This window comes from Brachybacterium netajii (SeqCode) (assembly GCF_054114245.1).
The window spans coordinates 35514-54738 of sequence record NZ_JBSYXB010000013.1 but is presented as its reverse complement, the minus strand read 5'-3'; the positions used below and the strand labels follow the sequence as shown (position 1 = coordinate 54738).

Sequence of the window (19225 nt, the reverse complement as noted above, 5' to 3'; positions counted from 1 at the left end):
GGGAGCGAGCGCCCCGTAGTCGTAATCCAGCTCGGGAAGCGTGTAGTCCGCCATGGCATGTCCCTTCATCGGTCCGATGTGTCCGTGCGCCCCGCGAGGAGGCGCGCCTCGTCCATCCTGTCATCCTTCGCCCGGGAACGGCGTGGACGAGCCCTGTCCGTCCGCGGGGAGCCGAATCCGAAGGACGGCCCGTCGCCCACACCGCCGGTCGGCCGCCCGCCCGTCGGCCCGTCGGGCGAGAATGGAGCGGTGAGCGAGGAGAGCACCGGCGCGATGCCCGCCGCCCTGCACCCGGCGACCCGCGAGTGGTTCGCCCGGAGCCTGGGCGCGCCCACGCCGGTGCAGATCGGCACCTGGTCGGCCCTCGCTGCGGGCGAGGACGCGCTGGTCATCGCCCCGACCGGCTCCGGGAAGACGCTCGCGGCGTTCCTGCGCGCGATCGACGGGCTCCTCTTCCCGGCCGATGACGACGCCGACGGCATGGCCGCGCGGAGAGCCGAGAGGACGACGGTCCTGTACATCTCGCCGATGAAGGCGCTCGGCGTGGACGTGGAGAAGAACCTGCGTCGTCCGCTCGAGGGGATCGCGGCGCGCGCGGCGGAGCGCGGGGACGCGGTGCGGGCGGTGAGCGTCGGCGTGCGCTCGGGGGACACGACCCCGGCGGAGCGGCGCCGTCTGATCGCGCATCCTCCGGACGTGCTGATCACGACGCCGGAGTCGCTGTTCCTCATGCTGACCTCCGCCGCCCGGGAGACCCTCTCCCAGGTGCGGACGGTGATCGTCGACGAGGTGCATGCGATCGCGGGCTCGAAGCGCGGCGTCCACCTGGCGCTGTCCCTCGCGCGCCTGGACGCGCTCGTCGTCGGCCCGCGGCCCCAGCGCCTGGGGCTGTCGGCGACTGTCGAGCCGCCGGAGGAGATCGCCCGCTTCCTCGTGCCCGCGGGCACGAGCGCCCGGATCGTCGCGCCCGCGGGCACCAAGCGCTGGGACCTCGGGGTGACGGTGCCCGTCCCCGATATGGACGAGGTGACCCCGCCGCCCGACGCGGTCGACGACGAGGCCGTCGACGGGGCCCTGTGGCCGCATGTCGAGCGGGCGGTGCTGGACGCCGTCGAGCGCCATCGCTCGACGATCGTCTTCTGCGACTCGCGTCGGCAGGCTGAGCGCCTGACGGACCGGCTGAACCATCTGCACCGGCGCCGCACCGCGACCGACGACGCACGCGCCGCGGCCGACGATGCGCGCGCCGCGACGGACATCGCGCGCGTGCACCACGGCTCCATGTCCAAGGAGCGGCGTCTGGAGACCGAGGCGCTGCTGAAGGACGGCGCGCTGCGCTGCGTGGTCGCGACCTCGACCCTCGAGCTCGGCATCGACATGGGCGCCGTCGACGAGGTGCTGCAGATCAGCTCGCCGTTCACGATCGCGTCCCTGCTGCAGCGGGTCGGGCGCGCCGGGCACGGCGTCGGCGACGTCTCCCGCGGACGCATCCATCCGCTGCATCCGCTGGACGTCGTGCATGCCGCGCTGATGCTGCGGGAGGCCCGCGCGGGCCGTCTGGAGCCGCTGCGGATCCCGGCGAACGCGCTCGACGTGCTCGCCCAGCACACGCTCTCGGCCACGGCCCTCGAGGACCTCGACGTCGAGGGGTGGTTCGCGCTCGTGCGCTCCACCGGCCCGTACCGGGACCTGCCCCGCAGCGGCTTCGACGCCGTGATCGACATGCTCACGGGCCGGTATCCCTCGACGTCCTTCGCCGACCTGCGCCCGCGGCTCGTGCGCGACCGCGCCCGCGGGGAGGCCGGGACCCTCACCGCTCGGCCCGGCGTGCAGCGCCTCGTGGTGACCAATGCGGGCACGATCCCCGATCGGGGCCTGTTCCCGGTGCTGCTCGCCGCCGGGGAGGAGCAGGCCCGTCGGGTCGGTGAGCTCGACGAGGAGATGGTCTACGAGACCCGGCGCGGGGATGTGATCACGCTGGGCACCTCGAGCTGGCGGGTCGAGGAGATCACGCATGAGCGGGTGACGGTCTCCCCCGCTCCCGGGTTCGCCGGGCGCATCCCCTTCTGGCACGGGGACTCGGCCTCCCGGCCGGCGGAGCTGGGGCGCGCGATCGCCCGCCATCTCGACGAGCTCTCCGCCCAGGATCCCGGCGAGCGCGAGCGGGGCCTGGTGGAGCTGGGGCTGGACGAGAACGCCCGTGCGCAGGTGCATCTGCTGATCGAACGGCAGACGATGGCGACGGGCGTCCTGCCGGGGGCCGCGCGGCTGCTCGTCGAGCGCTTCGTCGACGATCTCGGCGACTGGCGCGTCGTGGTGCACAACCCGCTGGGGCGCCGGGTGAACGGGCCGTGGGCGCTCGCGATCGCGGACCGGCTGCGCGAGGGCATGGGCGCGCAGGTCCAGGTGGTCGCGTCCGACGACGGGATCGTGCTGCGGGTCCCGCAGGGCGGCGAGGCGCCGGACGCCTCCCTCGTGCTGTTCGCCCCCGAGGCGATCGAGGATCAGGTGCGGCATCTGGTGGGCGCTTCCGCGCTGTTCGCGGCCCGCTTCCGGGAATGCTCGGCGCGCGCGCTGCTGCTGCCGCGACGGATCCCCACCGCCCGTGCTCCCCTGTGGCAGCAGCGGCAGCGCTCCGCGACGCTGCTGGATGCGGCGCGCGAGCATCCGGACTTCCCGATGATGCTCGAGGCCGCCCGCGAGTGCCTGCAGGACGAGTACGACCTCGCGGCGCTGAGCGCTCTCATGGCCGATCTCGCGGCGGACCGCATCGGGGTGGACGTGGTCGACGTCGACCAGCCCTCCCCCATCGCCCGGGCCGTGATGTTCGGCTTCGAGGGCAGCTTCATCTACGACGGCGATGCTCCCCTCGCGGAGCGCCGCACTGCGGCGCTGACCCTGGACCAGACCGTCCTGCAGGAGCTGCTGGGGACGGTCTCGCTGCGGGAGCTGCTGCTGCCGGAGGCGATCGCGCGGATCTCGGCCGACGCGCAGCTGCTGAGCCCCGAGCGAAGGATCCGGGACGCCGAGGACCTCGCGGATGCGCTGCGCCGCCTCGGACCGCTGACCGAGGGGCGCATCCGCGCCCGCTTCGCCCCGCTGTCCGCGCCGACGGACGCCTCGTCGGGGATTCCTCCTGCGGACGCCGCCGGTGCCGCGATCGCCGCGCTCGAGGACGCGGGCCGGGCGATCCGGCTGCGCTGGCACGACGAGGAGCACCTGGCGCTCGTCGAGGAGGCGGGGCTCTGGCGGGACGCGGCCGGAGAGCAGGTGCTGCCGCCCGGCGCCGGCGGCCCCGGCTCGCCGATCACCGCGGCGCTGCTCGAGCCGGTCGACGATGCCGCGGTGCAGGTCCTCGCCCGCTGGGCCCGGTCCCGCGGACCCTTCACGGCCGAGGAGCCGGCCGCGGAGCTGCCGCTGCCGCCGTCGGCCTGCCGGGCGGCGCTCGCGGAGCTGTCGGCCCGTCGGATCCTCGCCCGCGGTGCCTTCCTCCCGGGACGCGACCAGGAGGAATGGGTGGATGCGGAGGTGCTGCGGCGCATCCGTCGGACGTCCCTCGCGGCCGCGCGGAAGGACATCGCGCCGGTGCCGGCGGAGGACTTCGTCCGCTTCACGCTGTCCTGGCACGGCATCGATCCCCGACCCGTCGGCGGATCACCCGCCGGCGGATCGCCCGTCGGGCCGGGCCGTCCCGCGGCCGACGACGGCTCCGATCTCGACGCCCTCGCCGATGTCGTCGACCAGCTCACGGGCATCGAGGCACCCATCGGCGTCTGGCTGCAGGACCTGCTGCCGGTGCGGCTGGGACGGGCGGCGCCGCGGCTGCTCGAGGAGGCCCTGGCCCGCGAGGAGATCCTGCTGACTCTGCACGGTGCTCCGGGCGGCGCGCTCGCGGGTGCCCCGGTGCGCCTGCATCTCGCGGACGCCCTCGCCCTGGGCCTCGATGCCGAGGAGCTGACCGGCGCCGCCGCCGCTCTCGCTCCCGGGTCGACCGCGCAGGCGGTCCTCGCTCTGCTGCGGGAGTCGCCCGGGCCGGTGCGTCCGACGGACCTCGCAGCGGCCCTGCGCGGCGGCGGTGGCGGCAGCGGCGGTGGCGGCCAGGTCTCGCTCGCCGAGGTCGCCGAGGCGCTGTCCGAGCTCGCGCTCGCGGGGCTCGCGAGCGTCGACACCGCCGCGGTCCTGCTCGCGCCCGGTGCCGCCGCCGCGGGCGCTCCGCGGCGTCGTGCGTCCTCGCGCGCCGGACGCGGCCGACGGGGCGCGGCACGGCTCTCCGCGGCGCTGCTGCGCGCCGACGAGCAGGGCACGGTCTCCGCGGCCGTCGCGGGGCCGACGGCCAACGGCCGCTGGCGGGCGGTGCGCGTGGATCCCGTGGATCCGGCGGTGCGCCGCGCCGCCCGGGTCGCTCTCATGGTCGATCGGCACGGGCTCCTGACCCGCGGCGCCGTCGCCGCCGAGGGCCTGGCCGGCGGCTGGTCCTCCGTGTTCCGCGATCTCGCGGACCTCGAGGACGCGGGCTCCGTGCGTCGCGGCTACTTCGTCGAAGGGCTCGGCGCCGCGCAGTTCGGGCAGGCCGCGGCCGTCGACCGGCTGCGGGCGTCCGGTGCCGAGGGAACGGCCGGTGCAGGCGGTGCAGGCGGTGCAGGAGTGCCCGCCGCGGTGGTCCTCTCCGCCGTCGACCCCGCCTCGCCGTTCGGCACGATCCTGCCCTGGCCCGCCCCGGCGACCGACGAGGCGCCCCGGCCGCAGCGCCGCACCGGCGCCCACACGGTGATCTCGGAGGACGGCCGTGCGCTCGCCCATCTCGAGCGGGGCGGCCGCACCCTCTCCTGGTGGGCGGGATCGGATGCCTCCGCACGGACCGCCGCCGCACGCACTCTGGCCGCGGCGGCCGACGACGGACGCCTCGGCCGCGTCGGCATCGAGAGGATCGACGGCGTGCCGGTCACGGCCCCCGAGCGCGAGCAGCCCGCCTCCGTCCGCGGCGCCGTCGCCGCACTGCTCGAGGCCGGCTTCGCCCGCTCGCCCCGGAGCCTGCGCCATCACGGGCGCTGATCCGGCCGGGCGCCGATGCCGCCGAACGCGCTGGTCCCATGGCGCGGACGGCACCATCGCGGCAGCGACTACACTTGTCTGCGGTCGGTCCCTCCCGCGCCCCGGTCCGCCGGCGAGCGCGACGCGGATCGCACGCCTCCATAGCTCAATGGATAGAGCAACGGCCTTCTAATCCGTAGGTTGCAGGTTCGAGTCCTGCTGGGGGCACTCTGACCAGGGGTTATGTTCGATCAGACAGCCCTGGGGCGGCATTTTCGGGGTGTCGTGACCACTTTGGTGACCACTTTGCTCGCCGAGCGGGACGCCTCCAGCAGGATTCCGGACTCCCAGGGAGGGGTCAGCTCCTTCCCGTCCTCCATCCCCCGATCAGGGGACACCCGATCGCGCTCCCCTGGGCGATGTGCTCCGCTCCTCGGCTCCATACTGTCGGTGCCATGAAGAAGCCCACGGAGTTCACGAAGCTCACCATCCTCTGGCAGATCCTCACCGTCCTCGCGCTCTGGGTTCTCGGAAGCGCCGTCCTGGGGCTCGTCGCGGGCAGCCCCGCCCTGACCCTCGTCCTGGGCCCTGTGCTCGCCGTCGCGACGATCCTCGTCTACCGCAGGGTCGTCGCCTGGAGCGAGGGCCGCACCGTCGACGAGCTGGGTCCGCCCGGCATCGGCCGCACCACCGGGGCCGGGGTCCTGGGCGGGATGGCGCTGTTCGCCCTCGCGATCGGCATCATCGCCCTCCTCGGCGGGTACCAGGTCGACGGCCTCGGCTCCGTCAGCGGCCTGCTCTGGTTCACCGGGTCCATGGCGCTGGGGGCGGTGAGGGAGGAGCTGATGTTCCGCGGTGTCCTGTTCCGCCATATCGAACGACGGTTCGGCACCTGGATCGCGCTCGTCGGGACCGGCGCGCTCTTCGGTCTCATGCACCTCCTGAACCCCGATGCGACCCTGTGGGGAGCGATCGCGATCATGATCGAGGCAGGCGGCATGCTCGGTGCGGCCTGGATCGCGACCCGTCGGCTGTGGCTGCCCATCGGTCTCCACCTGGGCTGGAACCTCGCGGAGTCCGGGATCTTCAGCACCGCGGTCTCCGGGAACGGTCCGTCCTCCGGCCTGCTGAGCTCGAGCGTCTCCGGGCCCACGGCCCTCACCGGCGGCGCCTTCGGGCCCGAGGCCAGCATGGTCTCCGTGGCCCTCTGCGTGGCGGCCACGATCGTCCTGCTCGTCATCGCCCATCGGCGCGGACGGATCGTCCCGATGCGCGGTGCCCGCGAGGCCTCCCGCGCCGTCGCCCTCGAAGCTGCGGCCCGGTGAGCATCCTCGAGCGGGCGCGCGGCCGCTGGCTGCGCCTCCCCGAGGCCCTGCGCGATCTGGTCCCGGGGCTGCTGCTCCTGGTCGCCGCCTTCACCCCGGCTCTCCAGGTGTACGGCTCGCAGCTGGGGGATCTTCCTCCGCGCCCGCTCGATCTCCTCGCGGTCCTCGCGGCCGCGCTCGAATGCCTTCCGCTCGCCCTGCGCCGGCGGTGGCCGCTCGTGAGCCTCGTGCTGGTCTCCACCGGCTTCGCCGTCGACCAGCTGCTCTCCTACCACCTGGTCTCCGGCGCCGCGATCACGATCGCGCTGCTCAGCACCGGCATCCACCTCGACCGCCGTCGACGCTGGACGGCGGCAGGACTGGCCGTCTCGTATCTCGCCCTGGTACTCGCGCTGATCGCCCGCGGGTCCGCCGAGGGCACGACAGGATTCCTGACCTTCTTCCTCCTGATGGTGCTGTTCTGGGTCACCGGGTCGCGGCTGCGCTCCCACCGGCTCGCGGAGGAGGAGCGTGTCCGACGCGAGGCGGAGCAGGCCCGCGCGCAGGAGCGCGCGAGGCTGGCGCGGGAGCTGCACGACGTGGTCTCCCATCATGTGACGGCGATGGTCGTGCAGGCGCAGGCCGCCCGCTGGCTCGTCACCGCGCCTGAGGCTCTCGAGGAGTCCCTCGCCGCGATCGCGGACACGGGCCGGCTCGCCTCCGCGGACCTGCGCACGCTCCTGCAGGTCCTGGGTGCGTCCGGGCCAGGCGTCCGCACCACGCTGCCGACTGTCGCGGACATCCCCGAGCTCGTCGAGCAGGCCCGTCGCGCCGGGCAGCCGGTCGATCTGGATCTCCCCGGGAGCGCCGGACGGATCCCCGAGGCGGCCTCCCTGACGGCCTATCGTGTGGTCCAGGAGTCGCTGACGAACGCGCTCAAGCACGCCGCCGGCTCCCCCACCGCGGTGAGCATCCGCGCTCGCGAGGAGGAGGTCGACGTGAGGATCACGACCGAGGGGATGCGCACGGCCCGGGCATCGGACCGTCCCGCTGCGGGACCGGGCCTCGTCGGCTCCGGTCGCGGGCTCATCGGGCTGCGCGAACGCGTCGAGGCGCTCGGCGGCCGCTGCGAGGCGGGCCCGCTCCCGGACGGCGGCTTCGCCGTACACGCCCTGATCCCCACGACCCGGATCCCCACGACCGACATCGCCCCGCCCGCATGACCGTCGCACCGATCCGCGTCCTCGTGTGCGACGACCAGCCGCTGATCCGCACCGGCTTCTCCACGATCATCGGCGCCCAGAGCGACCTCGAGGTCGTCGGCGACTGCGGAGACGGGCGGCGTGCCGTCGAGCTCGCGCGCCGCACCCGTCCCGACGTCGTCGTCATGGATGTGCGCATGCCGATCATGGACGGGATCCGGGCGACCGCGCTGCTCGCCGGCGAGGGCGTCGAGGACCCGATCACGGTGCTGGTGGTGACCACCTTCGACCTCGACGAGAACGTCTACGAGGCGCTGCGCGCCGGGGCGAGCGGCTTCATGCTGAAGGACGCTCCCGCCGACCAGCTCCTCCACGCGATCCGCACCGTCGCCGCGGGCTCCTCGCTCCTCGCCCCCGAGGTCACGCGCGCGCTCGTCGGCCGCTACGCGCAGCGGATCCGCCCGTCGGCCGACGCCGTCCGGGCGGATCCGCTGACCGCGCGCGAGCTCGAGGTCCTGCGCCTGGTCGCCGAGGGCCTCTCCAACCGGGAGATCGCCGATCGGCTCGTGCTCAGCAGCGAGACCGTGAAGACGCACGTCTCGCGCATCCTCGCGAAGCTCCAGCTGCGCGACCGGGTCCAGGCCGTGGTCCACGCATATCGGACCGGGCTGATCCGCTGAGCACTGGCGGCGCCGACCGCGGGCCCTGGGACCCGGGTCCCGGGTGTCCCAGTTGTTCCGGGGGTCCCGGCCGACGCGCCTCGATCCTCAGGCTGAGGCGCCTCAGGCCTCGGGGATCGGCATCCCATAGTTCTCGAGCGTGAGGGACGCGGGCTCGGGGCCGCTGCGCACGCCCGTGTCGAGTCCGTCGATCGTCGCGATCTCGTCCTCGGTGAGCTCGAAGCCGAGCACGTCGAGGTTCTCGGCGATGCGCTCGGGGCGGACCGACTTCGGGATCGCCTGGACGCCCTTCTGCACATGCCAGCGGAGCATGACCTGGGCCGGGGTCCTGCCGTGCGCGGCCGCGATCGCGGCGATGCGCTCGTCGTGCAGGGGGCTTCCCGCACCGCCGGCGTAGTCGACGACACCGCCGATCGGGGACCAGGCCTGCGGGAGGATCCCGTGCTCGCGTCCGAGGGCCACAACCTCCTTCTGCTGGAAGTACGGGTGGATCTCGATCTGGTTGAGCGCGGGGACGACGTCGGTGCGGTCCAGGAGCCGGCGCAGATCCTCGACCATGAAGTTGCTGACGCCGATCGCGCGGACCCGTCCGTCGGCCAGGAGCGTCTCGAGCGCCTTGTAGGCGCCGATGGTGCGCTCGAAGTCGACGGTGAGCGGCTGATGGAGGATCAGCAGGTCGATCTGCTCGACGCCCAGCTTGCCGACGGCCTTCTCGTAGGCGTGCAGCGTCTCGTCGTAGCCGTAGTCGCTGATCCAGATCTTCGTCTCGAGGAAGATCTCGTCCCGCGGGATGCCGGAGGCCGCGATCGCCTCGCCGACGCCCCGCTCGTTGCCGTAGGCGGCGGCCGTGTCGATGTGGCGGTAGCCGGCGCGGAGGGCCTCGGCGACGGCGATGCGGGTCTCCTCGGGCGGCGTCTGGAAGACGCCGAATCCGACGGCGGGGATCTCGACCCCGTTGTTCAGAGCGAATGCGGTGGTGGTCATGCCTCGACGCTAGAGCCGTCGCAGGGCAGGAGGGAGGCTCTGGCAGTACCGGGAAGAGCAGCATCTGCCGCCCGCACGGGAACAGGGGTGTGCTGGGTGCATGCCGACTCCCCCGCCGCGCGTGCCGCATCAGGCCGCGATCCTGACCATCATCCTGGTCAGCTACTTCATGATCCTGCTCGACAACTCGGTCATCTTCACCGCGCTGCCGAGCCTCCAGGCCGATCTCGGCCTCAGCCGTGCCGAGCTGTCCTGGGTGCAGGACGCCTACACGCTCGTCTTCGGCGGGCTGCTGCTCCTCGGCGCCCGCGCCGGCGACCTCTTCGGCCGACGGCCCGTCTTCATCCTCGGCCTCGTCGTCTTCGTCCTCGCCTCGCTGCTGATCGGCCTCGCCGGCTCCGCCTGGTGGATCATCGGCGCCCGCGCCCTCCAGGGGATCGGTGCGGCGATCATCGCCCCGGCCTCGCTGTCGCTGCTGACCGCGTCCTTCCCGCCCGGTCCGGCGCGCTCCCGCGCGGTCGCGCTGTACGGCGCGACGGCGGGCATCGGCGCGAGCCTCGGCCTGCTCATCGGGGGCGCCGCCGCGCACTGGCTGAGCTGGCGCGCGGGCTTCTTCCTCAACGTCCCGGTCGGGATCGCGATGATCGCCCTCGCCCCGCGCTATCTGCCGACCTCGGAGCGCCGACCCGGCGGCTTCGACCTCATCGGGGCGCTCACCGCGACGCTGGGGATGGGGGCGCTCATCTTCGGGATGCTCCACGCCTCGGAGGCGTCCTGGACCTCCCCGACGACCCTCCTCTCCTTCCTCGTGGGGGCGGCGATGCTGGTCGCCCTGGTCCTGAACGAGCGCTCGGCCGCGCAGCCGATCATGCCGCTGCGGCTGTTCGCGCACCCGGTGCGGGTGGGCGGCTATCTGGGCCGCATGGCCTACATGGGCGCGATGATCGGGTTCTTCTTCTTCGGCACGCAGTACCTGCAGGAGGTCCTCGGTTTGAACCCGCTGCAGGCGGGTCTCGCGTTCTTCCCGATGACCCTCGTGAACTTCGTCGTGGCGCTCCTCGTCCCGCGGATCGCCCTGTGGGCGGGTGAGGCGCGGCCCCTGCTGGTCGGCATCGCCCTGACGCTCGCCGGCATGCTCTGGCTCGCGCAGGTCTCCCCCAGCACCGACTACCTCACGGGCGTCGCGCTGCCGATGGTGGTGATCGGTCTGGGCCAGGGGCTCGTCTTCGCCCCGCTCACCTCGGCCGGGATCGTCGGCGCCTCGGCGGCCGACGCCGGGGCCGCCTCGGGCCTGGTGAACACCTTCCACCAGCTGGGCATCGCCCTCGGGCTCGCGCTCCTGGTCGCCGTCTCGGCACCGGCCTTCGCGGAGGCCGGCCCGGATGCCGCCGCGGCGGTCTCCGCCGAGGCATCCGCCGCCTTCACCGCAGCGAGCGCGCTGCTGCTGCTCAGCCTGATCGTCTCCGCGGCGCTCATCCTCCCGCATGAGCTGAGGGAGCGTCGCCGCGCGGCCTGAGCACTGCAGGACGGCTGTGCGTCTCAGCGGGGCCCGACAGGAAGGCCGGAGACGCTGAATGCGCCGAGGCCCCGTCCCTCCCGATCGGGAGGGACGGGGCCTCGGCATCGTCCGCAGGAGGTCGCGCCTCGCGCCTCGCGCCTCGCGAGGTCGGTCCTCGCGAGGTCGTTCCTCGGCTGCGTCCTCGTCAGGTGGTGATGCCGTCGGACGGCTCGGCCGCTGCGACCCCGTCGGCGGCAGTGCCTCTCGCGGAAGTGCCGTTCGCGTCCGCGCCGTCGGCCGCCTCCTGCGTGGCGGCCCAGGAGGCGAGCATGCGCAGGGCGTCGGCCGACGGGCTCCCCGCCGGCGCCGTGTACACGTTCAGCACGTACGTCGGCTCGTTCGGCAGCTCCATCGCCTCGTAGTCGAGGTCCAGATCGCCGACGACGGGGTGGTGCAGACGCTTGCGTCCGCTGCGGTGGAGCTTCACGTCCTGCGACGCCCAGCGCTCGCGGAAGAGCTCGCTCTGCGTGGAGAGCTCGCCGATGAGCTGGATCAGATCGGGGTCATGGGGCGTGCGCCCGGCCTCCATGCGCAGCATCGCGGCGGAGTCGTTGACGATCTGGTCGTAGTCGCGGAAGAAGTCCCGTGCCCGCGGGCTCAGGTAGGCGAAGCGGGCGGTGTTGAGGGGACGGCGCGGGTCCTCGAACAGCGGCGAGTACAGCGCTCGGGCCGAGGCGTTCATGGCGATGACGTCGAAGCGCCCGTTGCGGACCCAGGCGGGGGTGTCGATCGCGTCGAGGACCTGCTGCACGGCCGGCCGGACCCCGCCGACGGAGGATCGCCGTCGGCGCGTCGACGGGCCGGAGGCGCGGGCGAGGTCGAACAGGTGCTCCCGTTCGGCGTCGTCGAGCTGCAGCGTGCTGCTGAGCGCGTCCAGCACGCTCTCCGAGGCGCCCGCGAGGTTCCCCCGCTCCAGGCGCACGTAGTAGTCGACCGACACTCCGGCGAGCATCGCGACCTCCTCGCGGCGCAGCCCGGGGACGCGACGGTTGCCCCCGTATGCGGGCAACCCTGCCTGATCGGGCGTGATGCGCGCCCGCCGGGAGCTCAGGAACTCCCGCACCTCTCGTCGGATATCGTCCATTCCCCGACAGTACGCGGCGCGCTCCGAGCGAGGGAGGCACCGCGAGTGCCTCCTTCTTCGGACCGCGCCGCGCGAGCGCCGTCATCAGCGTCATCTCTCCGGCGTCGGCGCCTCCGGTCAGACGTCGGCCGCCGGCGCTCAGGCGTTGGCCGCCTCGCCGGTCCCGGCGCCGCGGCGCCGGACCGTCGGCCCCGTCCCGTCGGCCGCCTCGGTGCCGTGCGGACGGCCGGCCGCCGACGGGTCGCGCGGCACGAAGCCGGCATCGCGGATCAGCTCGAGATCGGCCGTGGCGGCCTGCCCCTCGGCCGTGAGGTAGTCCCCGAGGAAGATCGAGTTCGCGAGATGCAGGGCGAGCCCCTGGAGGCCGCGCAGATGCAGCTCGCGCCCGCCCGCGAGGCGGATCTCGGTGCACGGATGCACGAGGCGGGCGAGGGCGACGATCCGCAGGCAGCGCCCGGGGGTCAGCGTCCACCGGCCCTGCATCGGGGTGCCGTCGAAGGGGACCAGGAAGTTGATCGGCAGGGAGTCCACCTCGAGGTCGCGCAGCGCCAGGAGCGCCTCGACGACCTGCTCGTCGCTCTCCCCCATCCCCACGATCAGCCCGCTGCAGGGCGAGGCCCCCGCCTGCTTCGCCCGGTCGATCGTGGCGATGCGGTCGGCGTAGGTGTGGGTGCGCACGATCTGCTCGTGATGGGACTCGGCGGTGTTGATGTTGTGGTTGTAGGCGTCGACGCCCGCCTCCACCAGCCGCTCCGCCTGGCCGTCGCCGAGCAGGCCCAGGCAGGCGCACACCTCGACGCCCGGATGCTGCTCCTTGAGCGCCGTGGCGATCCCGGCGACGCGCTCGACGTCGCGGTCCATGGGCCCGCGGCCGCTCGCCACGAGGCAGACGCGGGCGGCGCCGCCGGCGATGCCCGCCTGCGCCTGCCGGACGGCCTCCTCCGGATCCAGCCAGCTGTACTTGAGGATCGGAGCGGCCGAGCCGAAGGCCTGGGAGCAGTAGCCGCAGTCCTCGGGACACAGTCCGCTCTTGAGGCTGACCAGGTAGTTCAGCGTGACCTGGTCCCCGAAGGCGGCACGGCGCAGGCGCGAGGCCGCGGCGACGAGATCCAGGAGCTCCTCGTCGGCGACGCGGAGCGCCGCGAGGGCCTCCGCCTCCTCGATCCGATGGCCATCGGCGATCCGGTCGACGAGCGCATGCCAGCGCATCAGCGTCCGGTCCCCGTCGCGTCCGCCGCCGTCGTCTTCGCGCCGGTCGCGCCGGTTGCGCCGACGAGCCGCCAGGCCGAGGGCAGCAGGGCGCCGAGGATCAGGATCTTCACGAGGTCGCCGAGCAGGAAGGGGACGACGCCGAGCAGGATCGCCCGGCCGAGACCGATGTCGAGCGAGAGCGCGAGCCACGGCACCCCGCACACGTAGAGGGCGAGCGTGCCCAGCGCGCCGAGCCCGAGGGTCGGCAGCCAGCGGCGCTCGGCGCCGTGCCCGGCGAGGCGGCCGACGAGCGCCGCGGCGATCACGTAGCCGACGATGTACCCGAAGGTCGGCAGCGCGAGCCCGCTCTGCCCGTCGGAGAAGATCGGCGCTCCGGCCGCGCCGACGAGCAGGTAGAGCAGGGCGCTCAGCGCGCCGCGCACGGGGCCGAGGGAGGCGCCGACGACGAGCACCGCGAGGGTCGCGAGCGCGATCGGCACCGGGGTGAACGGCAGCGGGATGACGACGCGCGCGGCCGCGGCGATGAGCGCGGAGCCGCCCACCACGAGCACGGCATCGCGAGCGAGGCCGCCGGGGAGGGCGTCGGCGAGGTGCAGACGGGGTCGGGCGAGAGCGGAGCTGGTCATGCAGGTCCTCCTGAGGGGAAGCGGATCGGGAGCCGGTCGCCGGACAGCATGGACTGAACACTGTTCAATGAACGGCGTTCAGGAGAGTAGCAGCCCCGTCGGCCCGCCGCGCAGGCCGTCCGACGGCGTCCGACGGCGCCCCGCGCGGCCGCGCCGCCCCGCCGCCTAGACTCGCTCAGGTGCCCCCGCAGACGTCCCCGCCGTCCCCGCCGCCCTCGTCGTCCCCTCGGTCCGCGAAGCTCACGCAGGACGACGTCGCCCGCACCGCGCTGCGGATCCTCGACGAGCTGGGGCTCGCGGACCTCACCATGCGTCGCCTCGCCTCTGAGCTCGCAGTGCAGCCGAGCGCCCTGTACTGGCACTTCGCCGACAAGCAGACGCTCCTAGCCGGGGTCGCCGACCGGATCGTCCCCCTCGCGCCCGTGCCGGGCGACCGTCCGGCCGAGGGCGAGGGATGGGATCAGCGCCTGCGGTCGGAGGCCGCCGCGCTGCGGGCGGCCCTCCTCGCCCACCGCGACAGCGCGGAGGTCGTCTCGAGCACCATCGCCCTGGGACTCGGCGCGAACCCCTCGCTCGCGCGCCTCCGTCGCGCCTTCGACGGCGAGCGCGTCGATGCGCTCATGGCCGATCGCGCCGCCTCGAGCATGCTGCATCTCGTGCTCGGGCACGTCTCCCTCGAGCAGCAGCGCGTGCAGTACGAGCGCCTCGGCGTGCGCGGCGGCGCGCACAGCAGCGCGTACGACGGCGCGCAAGACGGGGCGCACGACGGGGCGCACGACGGGGCGGACGCGCCGCGCCGCCCGGGCTCGGACGAGGAGGACTTCCGCTTCGGCGTGGAGGCGCTGATCGTCGGCCTGCGTGCGCTCGCGCCCGGGGACCTCGCGCCCGGGGCCTGAGCCGACGGCCGCCTACAGCTCCCGGCTGTGGCGGGAGGACTCCCGGTTCCAGTCCGCGACCCAGGCGGGCAGCTCGAGGTCCTCGGGGACGGGCCCGGCGAGACGGAGCACCTCGTCGACGTCGACCGAGCCGCCGCCGCGGCGCAGGAATCGGGCGCGGACGACCGCGTCGGCGTGGACGGTCTCCCCGACGCGGAAGACCTGCTCCATGTAGATCCAGCGCTCGTCGTACCCGAGCACGCGGGTCGAGAGCTCGAAGCGCTGCCACAGCTCGAGGGAGCGGCGGTAGGTGATCGTCTGGCCGGCGACCACGGGGTACCAGCCCTCGTCCGTGATCCGCTTCCAGAAGCCCGAGCGGAGCATGAGGTCCATGCGTCCGAGGTCGAGGAGCGAGAGATAGCGGCCGTTGTTCATGTGCCGCAGCAGGTCGAGATCGCCCGGGTGCACGCGGAACCGCGTCCGGGCGGTGCCCCACAGGCTCATGCTCCGGCCCGCCCGCACGCGGATCATGAGCAGGAGCAGACGGAAGTAGAGGTTCATGGCGGACTCCTTCGACGCACCATCGGTTCCGTGCGCGTCTCCCCTGCCCGGAGTCCGGGCCCGGGACGGCGCCACGCTGACCAGATGGTAACCACTTCTGGGGCGTCCGGGGCGAGGAACCCCCGCCGCGGCCCGATCCGGACGACGCTCCCGCGATAGTCTGTGGCGGTGACTTCCAGCTCCTCCCGCGCGATCAGCGACCGCATCATCTGGGTCGATTGCGAGATGACCGGGCTCGACAAGCAGCGCGATGCGCTCGTCGAGATCGCGGTGCTCGTGACCGACGCCGATCTGAACATCCTGGGGGACGGCGTCGACGTCGTCGTCAAGCCCCCGGCCGAGGCCCTCGAGGGCATGGACCCGTTCGTGGTGAACATGCATACCGTCTCCGGGCTCCTCGACGAGCTCGACGGCGGCATGACCCTCGCCGAGGCGGAGGCCGAATGCCTCGCCTACGTCAAGAAGTTCTGCCCCGAGCCCGGCAAGGCGCCGCTCGCGGGGAACTCGGTGGGCACCGACCGCACCTTCCTGGACCGCGACGTCCCCGAGTTCGCGAACTGGCTCTCGTACCGCACGATCGACGTCTCCAGCCTCAAGGAGCTCGCCAAGCGCTGGTTCCCGCGGGTCTACTACAACATCCCCGCGAAGCACGGCGGCCACCGCGCCCTCGCGGACATCCGCGAGTCGATCCAGGAGCTGAAGTACTACCGCGAGGTCCTCCTCGTGGACCAGCCCGGACCCACCACCGCGGAGGCGCAGGCCGCGTCCCGCGCCTTCGAGATCGCCGCCGAGGATGCCGCTGTGCCCGTCGAGACCTCCGCCCCCTCTCGCACGGCCTGGCTCGACCTGCCCGCGCACCGCACCTGGCTCGAGGGCGAGGGCGACGACCTGCTGGTCTTCGGCTCCGAGTCGGTCCGCGACGACGGCGGCTTCGCCTGGCTCGACGAGGAGGGCGCGCCCGACCTCGACCGCCCCGCCGAGCTGTGGATCACCTGCCGCATGACGCACTGCTTCGCCCTCGGGCACCTCATGGGGCGACCCGACTTCGGCCGCTTCGCCGACCACGGCATCGCCTCGCTGCGCGGGGTCTTCCACGACGACGAGCACGGCGGCTGGTTCGCCTCGGTCGCCGGCGGCACGCCGGTGGACGACACCAAGCAGGCCTATGCGCACGCCTTCGTGGTCCTCGCCGCGGCCTCGGCGACCGCCGCGGGCCGGCCCGGCGCCGCGGAGCTCCTCGACGAAGCCCTCGAGGTGCTCGACCGGAGGTTCTTCGACGAGGACGCCCGCATGAGCGTGGACACCTTCGACCGCACCTTCTCCGACTGCGAGGAGTACCGCGGGATCAACGCGAACATGCACACGGTCGAGGCGCTGCTGGCCGCGGCCGACGTCACCGGCGACCGCCGCTGGCTCGACCGCGCCGTCGGCATCCTGACCCGTGCGATCGACGAGTTCGCACGCGCCAACGACTGGTCCCTGCCCGAGCACTACGACACCGACTGGCAGCCGCTGCTCGAGTACAACCGCGACGAGCCCAACCACCCGTTCCGCCCCTACGGCGCGACGATCGGGCACTGGATCGAGTGGGCGCGCCTCGTGCTGCACGCCCGCGGCGCCCTCATCGTCCTCGACGGCGAGGCGCCCGAGTGGATGCTCGAGGCCGCGACCGCGCTGATGGAGAAGTCCGCGGCGTCCTTCGGCCTCGACGGCGCCCCCGGCTTCGTCTACACCGTCGACTGGGACGGGAAGCCGGTCGCGCAGGAGCGCATGCACTGGGTCGCCGCCGAGGCCGTCGGCGCCGCCGCGGTGATCTACCGCGCGACGGGCGATCCCGTGTGGGCGGAGCGCTACGAGCAGTGGTGGGAGTACATCTCCACCTATCTGCTGGACGCCGACGGCGGCTCGTGGTTCCACGAGCTCGACGCCGACAACGAGCCGCAGGGCGTGACCTGGCCGGGCAAGCCCGACATCTACCACGCCTTCCAGGCCACGATCATTCCCCGCCTCCCGGTGACGCCGACGATGGCGGCGGCGCTGCGCGACGGCCTGCTGGACCAGCAGGGCTGACCCCATCCCGGCACCGGGCCGACGTCAGCCGGACCGCTGGTCAGCCGGACCGCCGAACGCCCCGGGCGCTCGCGACATCGCGAGCACCCGGGGCGTTCGCGCTCCCCTCTCCCTCAGGAGCCCCTCATCCCCCAGCAGCCGCTCCCCGCGCTCGCTCCCGAGCCGCCGACGACACCCCCGACGCCGTCCTCACGTGCACTGCGCCGCGCCCTCGGCATGGCCCTCGTCCCGCTGCTCGCGACCGCGCTCCCGTTCCTCGCCACCCGCGCCGTCGGGGCCGGGCCGGCCTGGTCGCTGCTCGCCATGGCCGGCTGCGCCGCCATCAGCGCGGGCCTCGGATTCCTGGTCGTGCGGCGCAGCGGGAAGGGACCGCATGCGGTCGGTCTGCGCGGCCGGCGAGACGGCACCATCACCGCCATCCTCCTCGGTCCGCGCCTGCCGGTGGTCGCCGTCGGCCTCCCGATGCTCCTGTTCGGCGCCCAGGCGCATCCGGCCACGCGCGGGATCGTCGCAGCGGCGCTCGCCATGGCCGTCCTGGTCGCCCTGAGCGACGAGCTCTGGTTCCGCGGCCTGATCCTCGCCGGGCTGCGGGGCTCGGGCCTCGGGCGGGCGATCCTGGTGACGGCCGTGCTCTCGACGCTCCTGCACCTGCCGACCGCCCTGGCGGCGCCGACGGCGCTCGGCGCCGCGCTGCAGATGCTCTTCCTGCTGCTGTTCGGGATCGTGGCGGCGCAGGTGGTGGTGGCCATGGGCAGCCTCTGGGTGATGCTCGTGCTGCACGTCGGCTGGAGCCTCGTCGGGGCGCTCTCCGCCCTTCCCCCGGATCCGCGCGTGGACCCCGGCCTCGACGCGGCGACCTACATCACCGGAGCGGCGATCGCCGCGATCATCCTGGGCATCCTCGCGCTCTCCCTGATCCCGAACGTCCGCCGGGCCGCAGCAGCCCGGGTGTGAGCGGTCGCCGTGCGGCGGCGCCGGGCGCTCGCGTCACCGCGCGCTCCCGGCGCTGCGCACTCTCCCGGCGCGGTGCGCCTCCCCGAGCCTCAGGCGAAGACGATCGCCTCGTGGCCGAGGTGCTCGGCGAGGGCGACGATGTCCGCGACGGACTCCTGCGGGACGGCGACCAGCGGGATCGCCTCGTCGTCGTCGTCCGGGAGCTGCAGCAGGCGCAATCCGTGGCCGGCGAGGAGCTGCTCGGCGCGGTGGATCGCGGCGAAGAGGTCGTCGACGTCGGCGACGTCCTCGAAGCAGGCGCCGCAGCGGAGCGCCGGTCGGACCCCGGCGAGGGCGTCGACGAGCTCGCAGCCCGTGTCCTCGATGTCGAGATAGGCGAGCGCCGAGGACTCGTCGAGGCCGTCGAGCAGGACCGTCCACATCGCCAGCGGGGCCGCACGGTCATCGTCCTCGGCCGACGGATCCACGTGCAGGTCATCGGCATGGAGGTCCCGGTAGGCGGCGGGATCGTCGAGGGCGAGGCGCATCGTGCCGAGCAGCTCGGGATCGTCGTCGATCAGCGCGGCGAGACGGAGCCAGTCCTGGGCGTGGGCGCGGCCGGCGCCTTCGCGTCCGGCGTCTGTTCCACCGGCGTCGGTCACCGCCGCTCCCCCGGTTCCTCGTCCAGCGCCTCGACGGCCTGCTCGAGCCGCTCGACCTTGCCGTCGAGCTCGCCCTCGTGGCCGGGACGGATGTCGGCCTTCAGCACGAGCGACAGCCGGGAGCCGTAGCGGCCGGCCCCGAGGCTCGCGCGCTTGACGACGTCCATGACCTCGTCCCAGCCGCCCTCGATCTCGGTGAACATCGAGGAGGTGCGGGTCGGCAGACCCGAGTCGCGGACGACCTTCACGGCCGCGGCGACGGCGTCGTGGACGCTCGCGCTGTCGGAGCCGTCGGCGAGGCGTCGGCGGACGCTCGGGTCGGAGGGCTCACCGGTGGGCTGGACGGAGAAGGCGACGATCATGCGCCATATCCTGCGCCGCCACCCGCGGACGGTGCAACGTGCCACCGCGTCCGACGGACGGCGCACGGAGAGGGGGCGGAG

At 73.7% G+C, this 19225-nt stretch carries 15 protein-coding genes and 1 tRNA gene; 9 read left to right on the top strand and 7 right to left on the bottom strand.

Annotated features, from left to right (window positions below; all coding sequences use genetic code 11):
* The first annotated feature begins 249 nt into the window (after positions 1-249).
* The 5 genes from ACXET9_RS15770 to ACXET9_RS15750 all read left to right on the top strand — a co-directional run bounded on the left by ACXET9_RS15770 (position 250) and on the right by ACXET9_RS15750 (position 8217).
* Positions 250-5052 carry a DEAD/DEAH box helicase gene (locus ACXET9_RS15770; protein ID WP_457887633.1) on the top strand — a complete coding sequence of 1601 codons (4803 nt, stop codon included), beginning with the start codon at positions 250-252 and terminating at the stop codon, positions 5050-5052.
* Between the two features lie 134 nt (positions 5053-5186).
* Positions 5187-5259 (top strand) — tRNA-Arg (locus ACXET9_RS15765).
* 227 nt (positions 5260-5486) lie between these two features.
* Entirely contained in the window at positions 5487-6356 is an 870-nt protein-coding gene (locus ACXET9_RS15760) for a CPBP family intramembrane glutamic endopeptidase (RefSeq protein ID WP_457887632.1), read from the top strand.
* Positions 6353-7558, top strand: coding sequence for a sensor histidine kinase (locus tag ACXET9_RS15755; protein WP_457887631.1), 1206 nt, complete (start codon positions 6353-6355; stop codon positions 7556-7558). Before ACXET9_RS15760 ends, ACXET9_RS15755 begins: the two co-directional genes overlap by 4 nt.
* The gene (locus ACXET9_RS15750; protein ID WP_457887630.1) at positions 7555-8217 is read left to right on the top strand and encodes a response regulator; all 663 of its coding nucleotides are present in this window, start codon (positions 7555-7557) and stop codon (positions 8215-8217) included. Before ACXET9_RS15755 ends, ACXET9_RS15750 begins: the two co-directional genes overlap by 4 nt.
* A 102-nt stretch (positions 8218-8319) precedes the next feature.
* Here the strand turns inward: ACXET9_RS15750 and ACXET9_RS15745 are convergent, their stop codons facing one another.
* The gene (locus ACXET9_RS15745; RefSeq protein WP_457887629.1) at positions 8320-9201 is read right to left on the bottom strand and encodes an aldo/keto reductase; all 882 of its coding nucleotides are present in this window, start codon (positions 9199-9201) and stop codon (positions 8320-8322) included.
* Between the two features lie 100 nt (positions 9202-9301).
* Between ACXET9_RS15745 and ACXET9_RS15740 the strand changes: the two genes are divergently transcribed.
* Positions 9302-10717 carry an MFS transporter gene (locus ACXET9_RS15740; RefSeq protein WP_457887628.1) on the top strand — a complete coding sequence of 472 codons (1416 nt, stop codon included), beginning with the start codon at positions 9302-9304 and terminating at the stop codon, positions 10715-10717.
* 187 nt (positions 10718-10904) lie between these two features.
* On the opposite strand, the gene ACXET9_RS15735 is transcribed toward ACXET9_RS15740, so the two are convergent.
* From ACXET9_RS15735 to ACXET9_RS15725, 3 genes are all read right to left on the bottom strand, one after another.
* Positions 10905-11843 (bottom strand): helix-turn-helix transcriptional regulator, encoded by a 939-nt coding sequence (locus tag ACXET9_RS15735; RefSeq protein ID WP_457887627.1) that lies wholly within the window; start codon positions 11841-11843, stop codon positions 10905-10907.
* Between the two features lie 138 nt (positions 11844-11981).
* The gene (bioB, locus tag ACXET9_RS15730) at positions 11982-13052 is read right to left on the bottom strand and encodes a biotin synthase BioB (RefSeq protein ID WP_457887626.1); all 1071 of its coding nucleotides are present in this window, start codon (positions 13050-13052) and stop codon (positions 11982-11984) included.
* The gene (locus tag ACXET9_RS15725; RefSeq protein WP_457887625.1) at positions 13052-13681 is read right to left on the bottom strand and encodes a biotin transporter BioY; all 630 of its coding nucleotides are present in this window, start codon (positions 13679-13681) and stop codon (positions 13052-13054) included. The genes bioB and ACXET9_RS15725 overlap by 1 nt, the downstream gene beginning before the upstream one ends.
* A 179-nt stretch (positions 13682-13860) precedes the next feature.
* Here ACXET9_RS15725 and ACXET9_RS15720 point away from each other — a divergent pair, with 179 nt between their 5' ends.
* On the top strand, positions 13861-14577 hold the full coding sequence (locus ACXET9_RS15720) for a TetR family transcriptional regulator (RefSeq protein ID WP_457887624.1): 717 nt from the start codon (positions 13861-13863) through the stop codon (positions 14575-14577).
* Between the two features lie 12 nt (positions 14578-14589).
* Here ACXET9_RS15720 and ACXET9_RS15715 read toward each other — a convergent pair whose 3' ends face one another.
* Positions 14590-15117, bottom strand: coding sequence for an acyl-CoA thioesterase (locus ACXET9_RS15715; RefSeq protein WP_457887623.1), 528 nt, complete (start codon positions 15115-15117; stop codon positions 14590-14592).
* 168 nt (positions 15118-15285) lie between these two features.
* On the opposite strand from ACXET9_RS15715, the gene orn reads away from it, so the two are divergent.
* Together orn and ACXET9_RS15705 are read left to right on the top strand one after the other, a co-directional pair.
* Entirely contained in the window at positions 15286-17187 is a 1902-nt protein-coding gene (gene orn / locus ACXET9_RS15710; RefSeq protein WP_457887622.1) for an oligoribonuclease, read from the top strand.
* Between the two features lie 216 nt (positions 17188-17403).
* Positions 17404-18141, top strand: a complete 738-nt coding sequence (locus tag ACXET9_RS15705) for a CPBP family glutamic-type intramembrane protease (RefSeq protein WP_457887621.1) — start codon at positions 17404-17406, stop codon at positions 18139-18141.
* Between the two features lie 89 nt (positions 18142-18230).
* Here the strand turns inward: ACXET9_RS15705 and ACXET9_RS15700 are convergent, their stop codons facing one another.
* Together ACXET9_RS15700 and ACXET9_RS15695 are read right to left on the bottom strand one after the other, a co-directional pair.
* Positions 18231-18782, bottom strand: coding sequence for a DUF6630 family protein (locus ACXET9_RS15700; RefSeq protein WP_457887620.1), 552 nt, complete (start codon positions 18780-18782; stop codon positions 18231-18233).
* Positions 18779-19144, bottom strand: a complete 366-nt coding sequence (locus ACXET9_RS15695) for a thiamine-binding protein (RefSeq protein ID WP_457887619.1) — start codon at positions 19142-19144, stop codon at positions 18779-18781. The genes ACXET9_RS15700 and ACXET9_RS15695 overlap by 4 nt, the downstream gene beginning before the upstream one ends.
* Between the last annotated feature and the right edge of the window lie 81 nt (positions 19145-19225).

Excerpts from the sequence above, each read along its gene's own strand:
- ACXET9_RS15760 (WP_457887632.1), top strand. The coding sequence starts at position 5,487 with ATGAAGAAGCCCACGGAGTTCACGAAGCTCACCATCCTCTGGCAGATC.
- ACXET9_RS15750 (WP_457887630.1), top strand. The coding sequence starts at position 7,555 with ATGACCGTCGCACCGATCCGCGTCCTCGTGTGCGACGACCAGCCGCTG.
- ACXET9_RS15745 (WP_457887629.1), bottom strand. The coding sequence starts at position 9,201 with ATGACCACCACCGCATTCGCTCTGAACAACGGGGTCGAGATCCCCGCC.
- ACXET9_RS15740 (WP_457887628.1), top strand. The coding sequence starts at position 9,302 with ATGCCGACTCCCCCGCCGCGCGTGCCGCATCAGGCCGCGATCCTGACC.
- ACXET9_RS15735 (WP_457887627.1), bottom strand. The coding sequence starts at position 11,843 with ATGGACGATATCCGACGAGAGGTGCGGGAGTTCCTGAGCTCCCGGCGG.
- bioB (WP_457887626.1), bottom strand. The coding sequence starts at position 13,052 with ATGCGCTGGCATGCGCTCGTCGACCGGATCGCCGATGGCCATCGGATC.
- ACXET9_RS15725 (WP_457887625.1), bottom strand. The coding sequence starts at position 13,681 with ATGACCAGCTCCGCTCTCGCCCGACCCCGTCTGCACCTCGCCGACGCC.
- ACXET9_RS15715 (WP_457887623.1), bottom strand. The coding sequence starts at position 15,117 with ATGAACCTCTACTTCCGTCTGCTCCTGCTCATGATCCGCGTGCGGGCG.
- ACXET9_RS15705 (WP_457887621.1), top strand. The coding sequence starts at position 17,404 with ATGGCCCTCGTCCCGCTGCTCGCGACCGCGCTCCCGTTCCTCGCCACC.
- ACXET9_RS15695 (WP_457887619.1), bottom strand. The coding sequence starts at position 19,144 with ATGATCGTCGCCTTCTCCGTCCAGCCCACCGGTGAGCCCTCCGACCCG.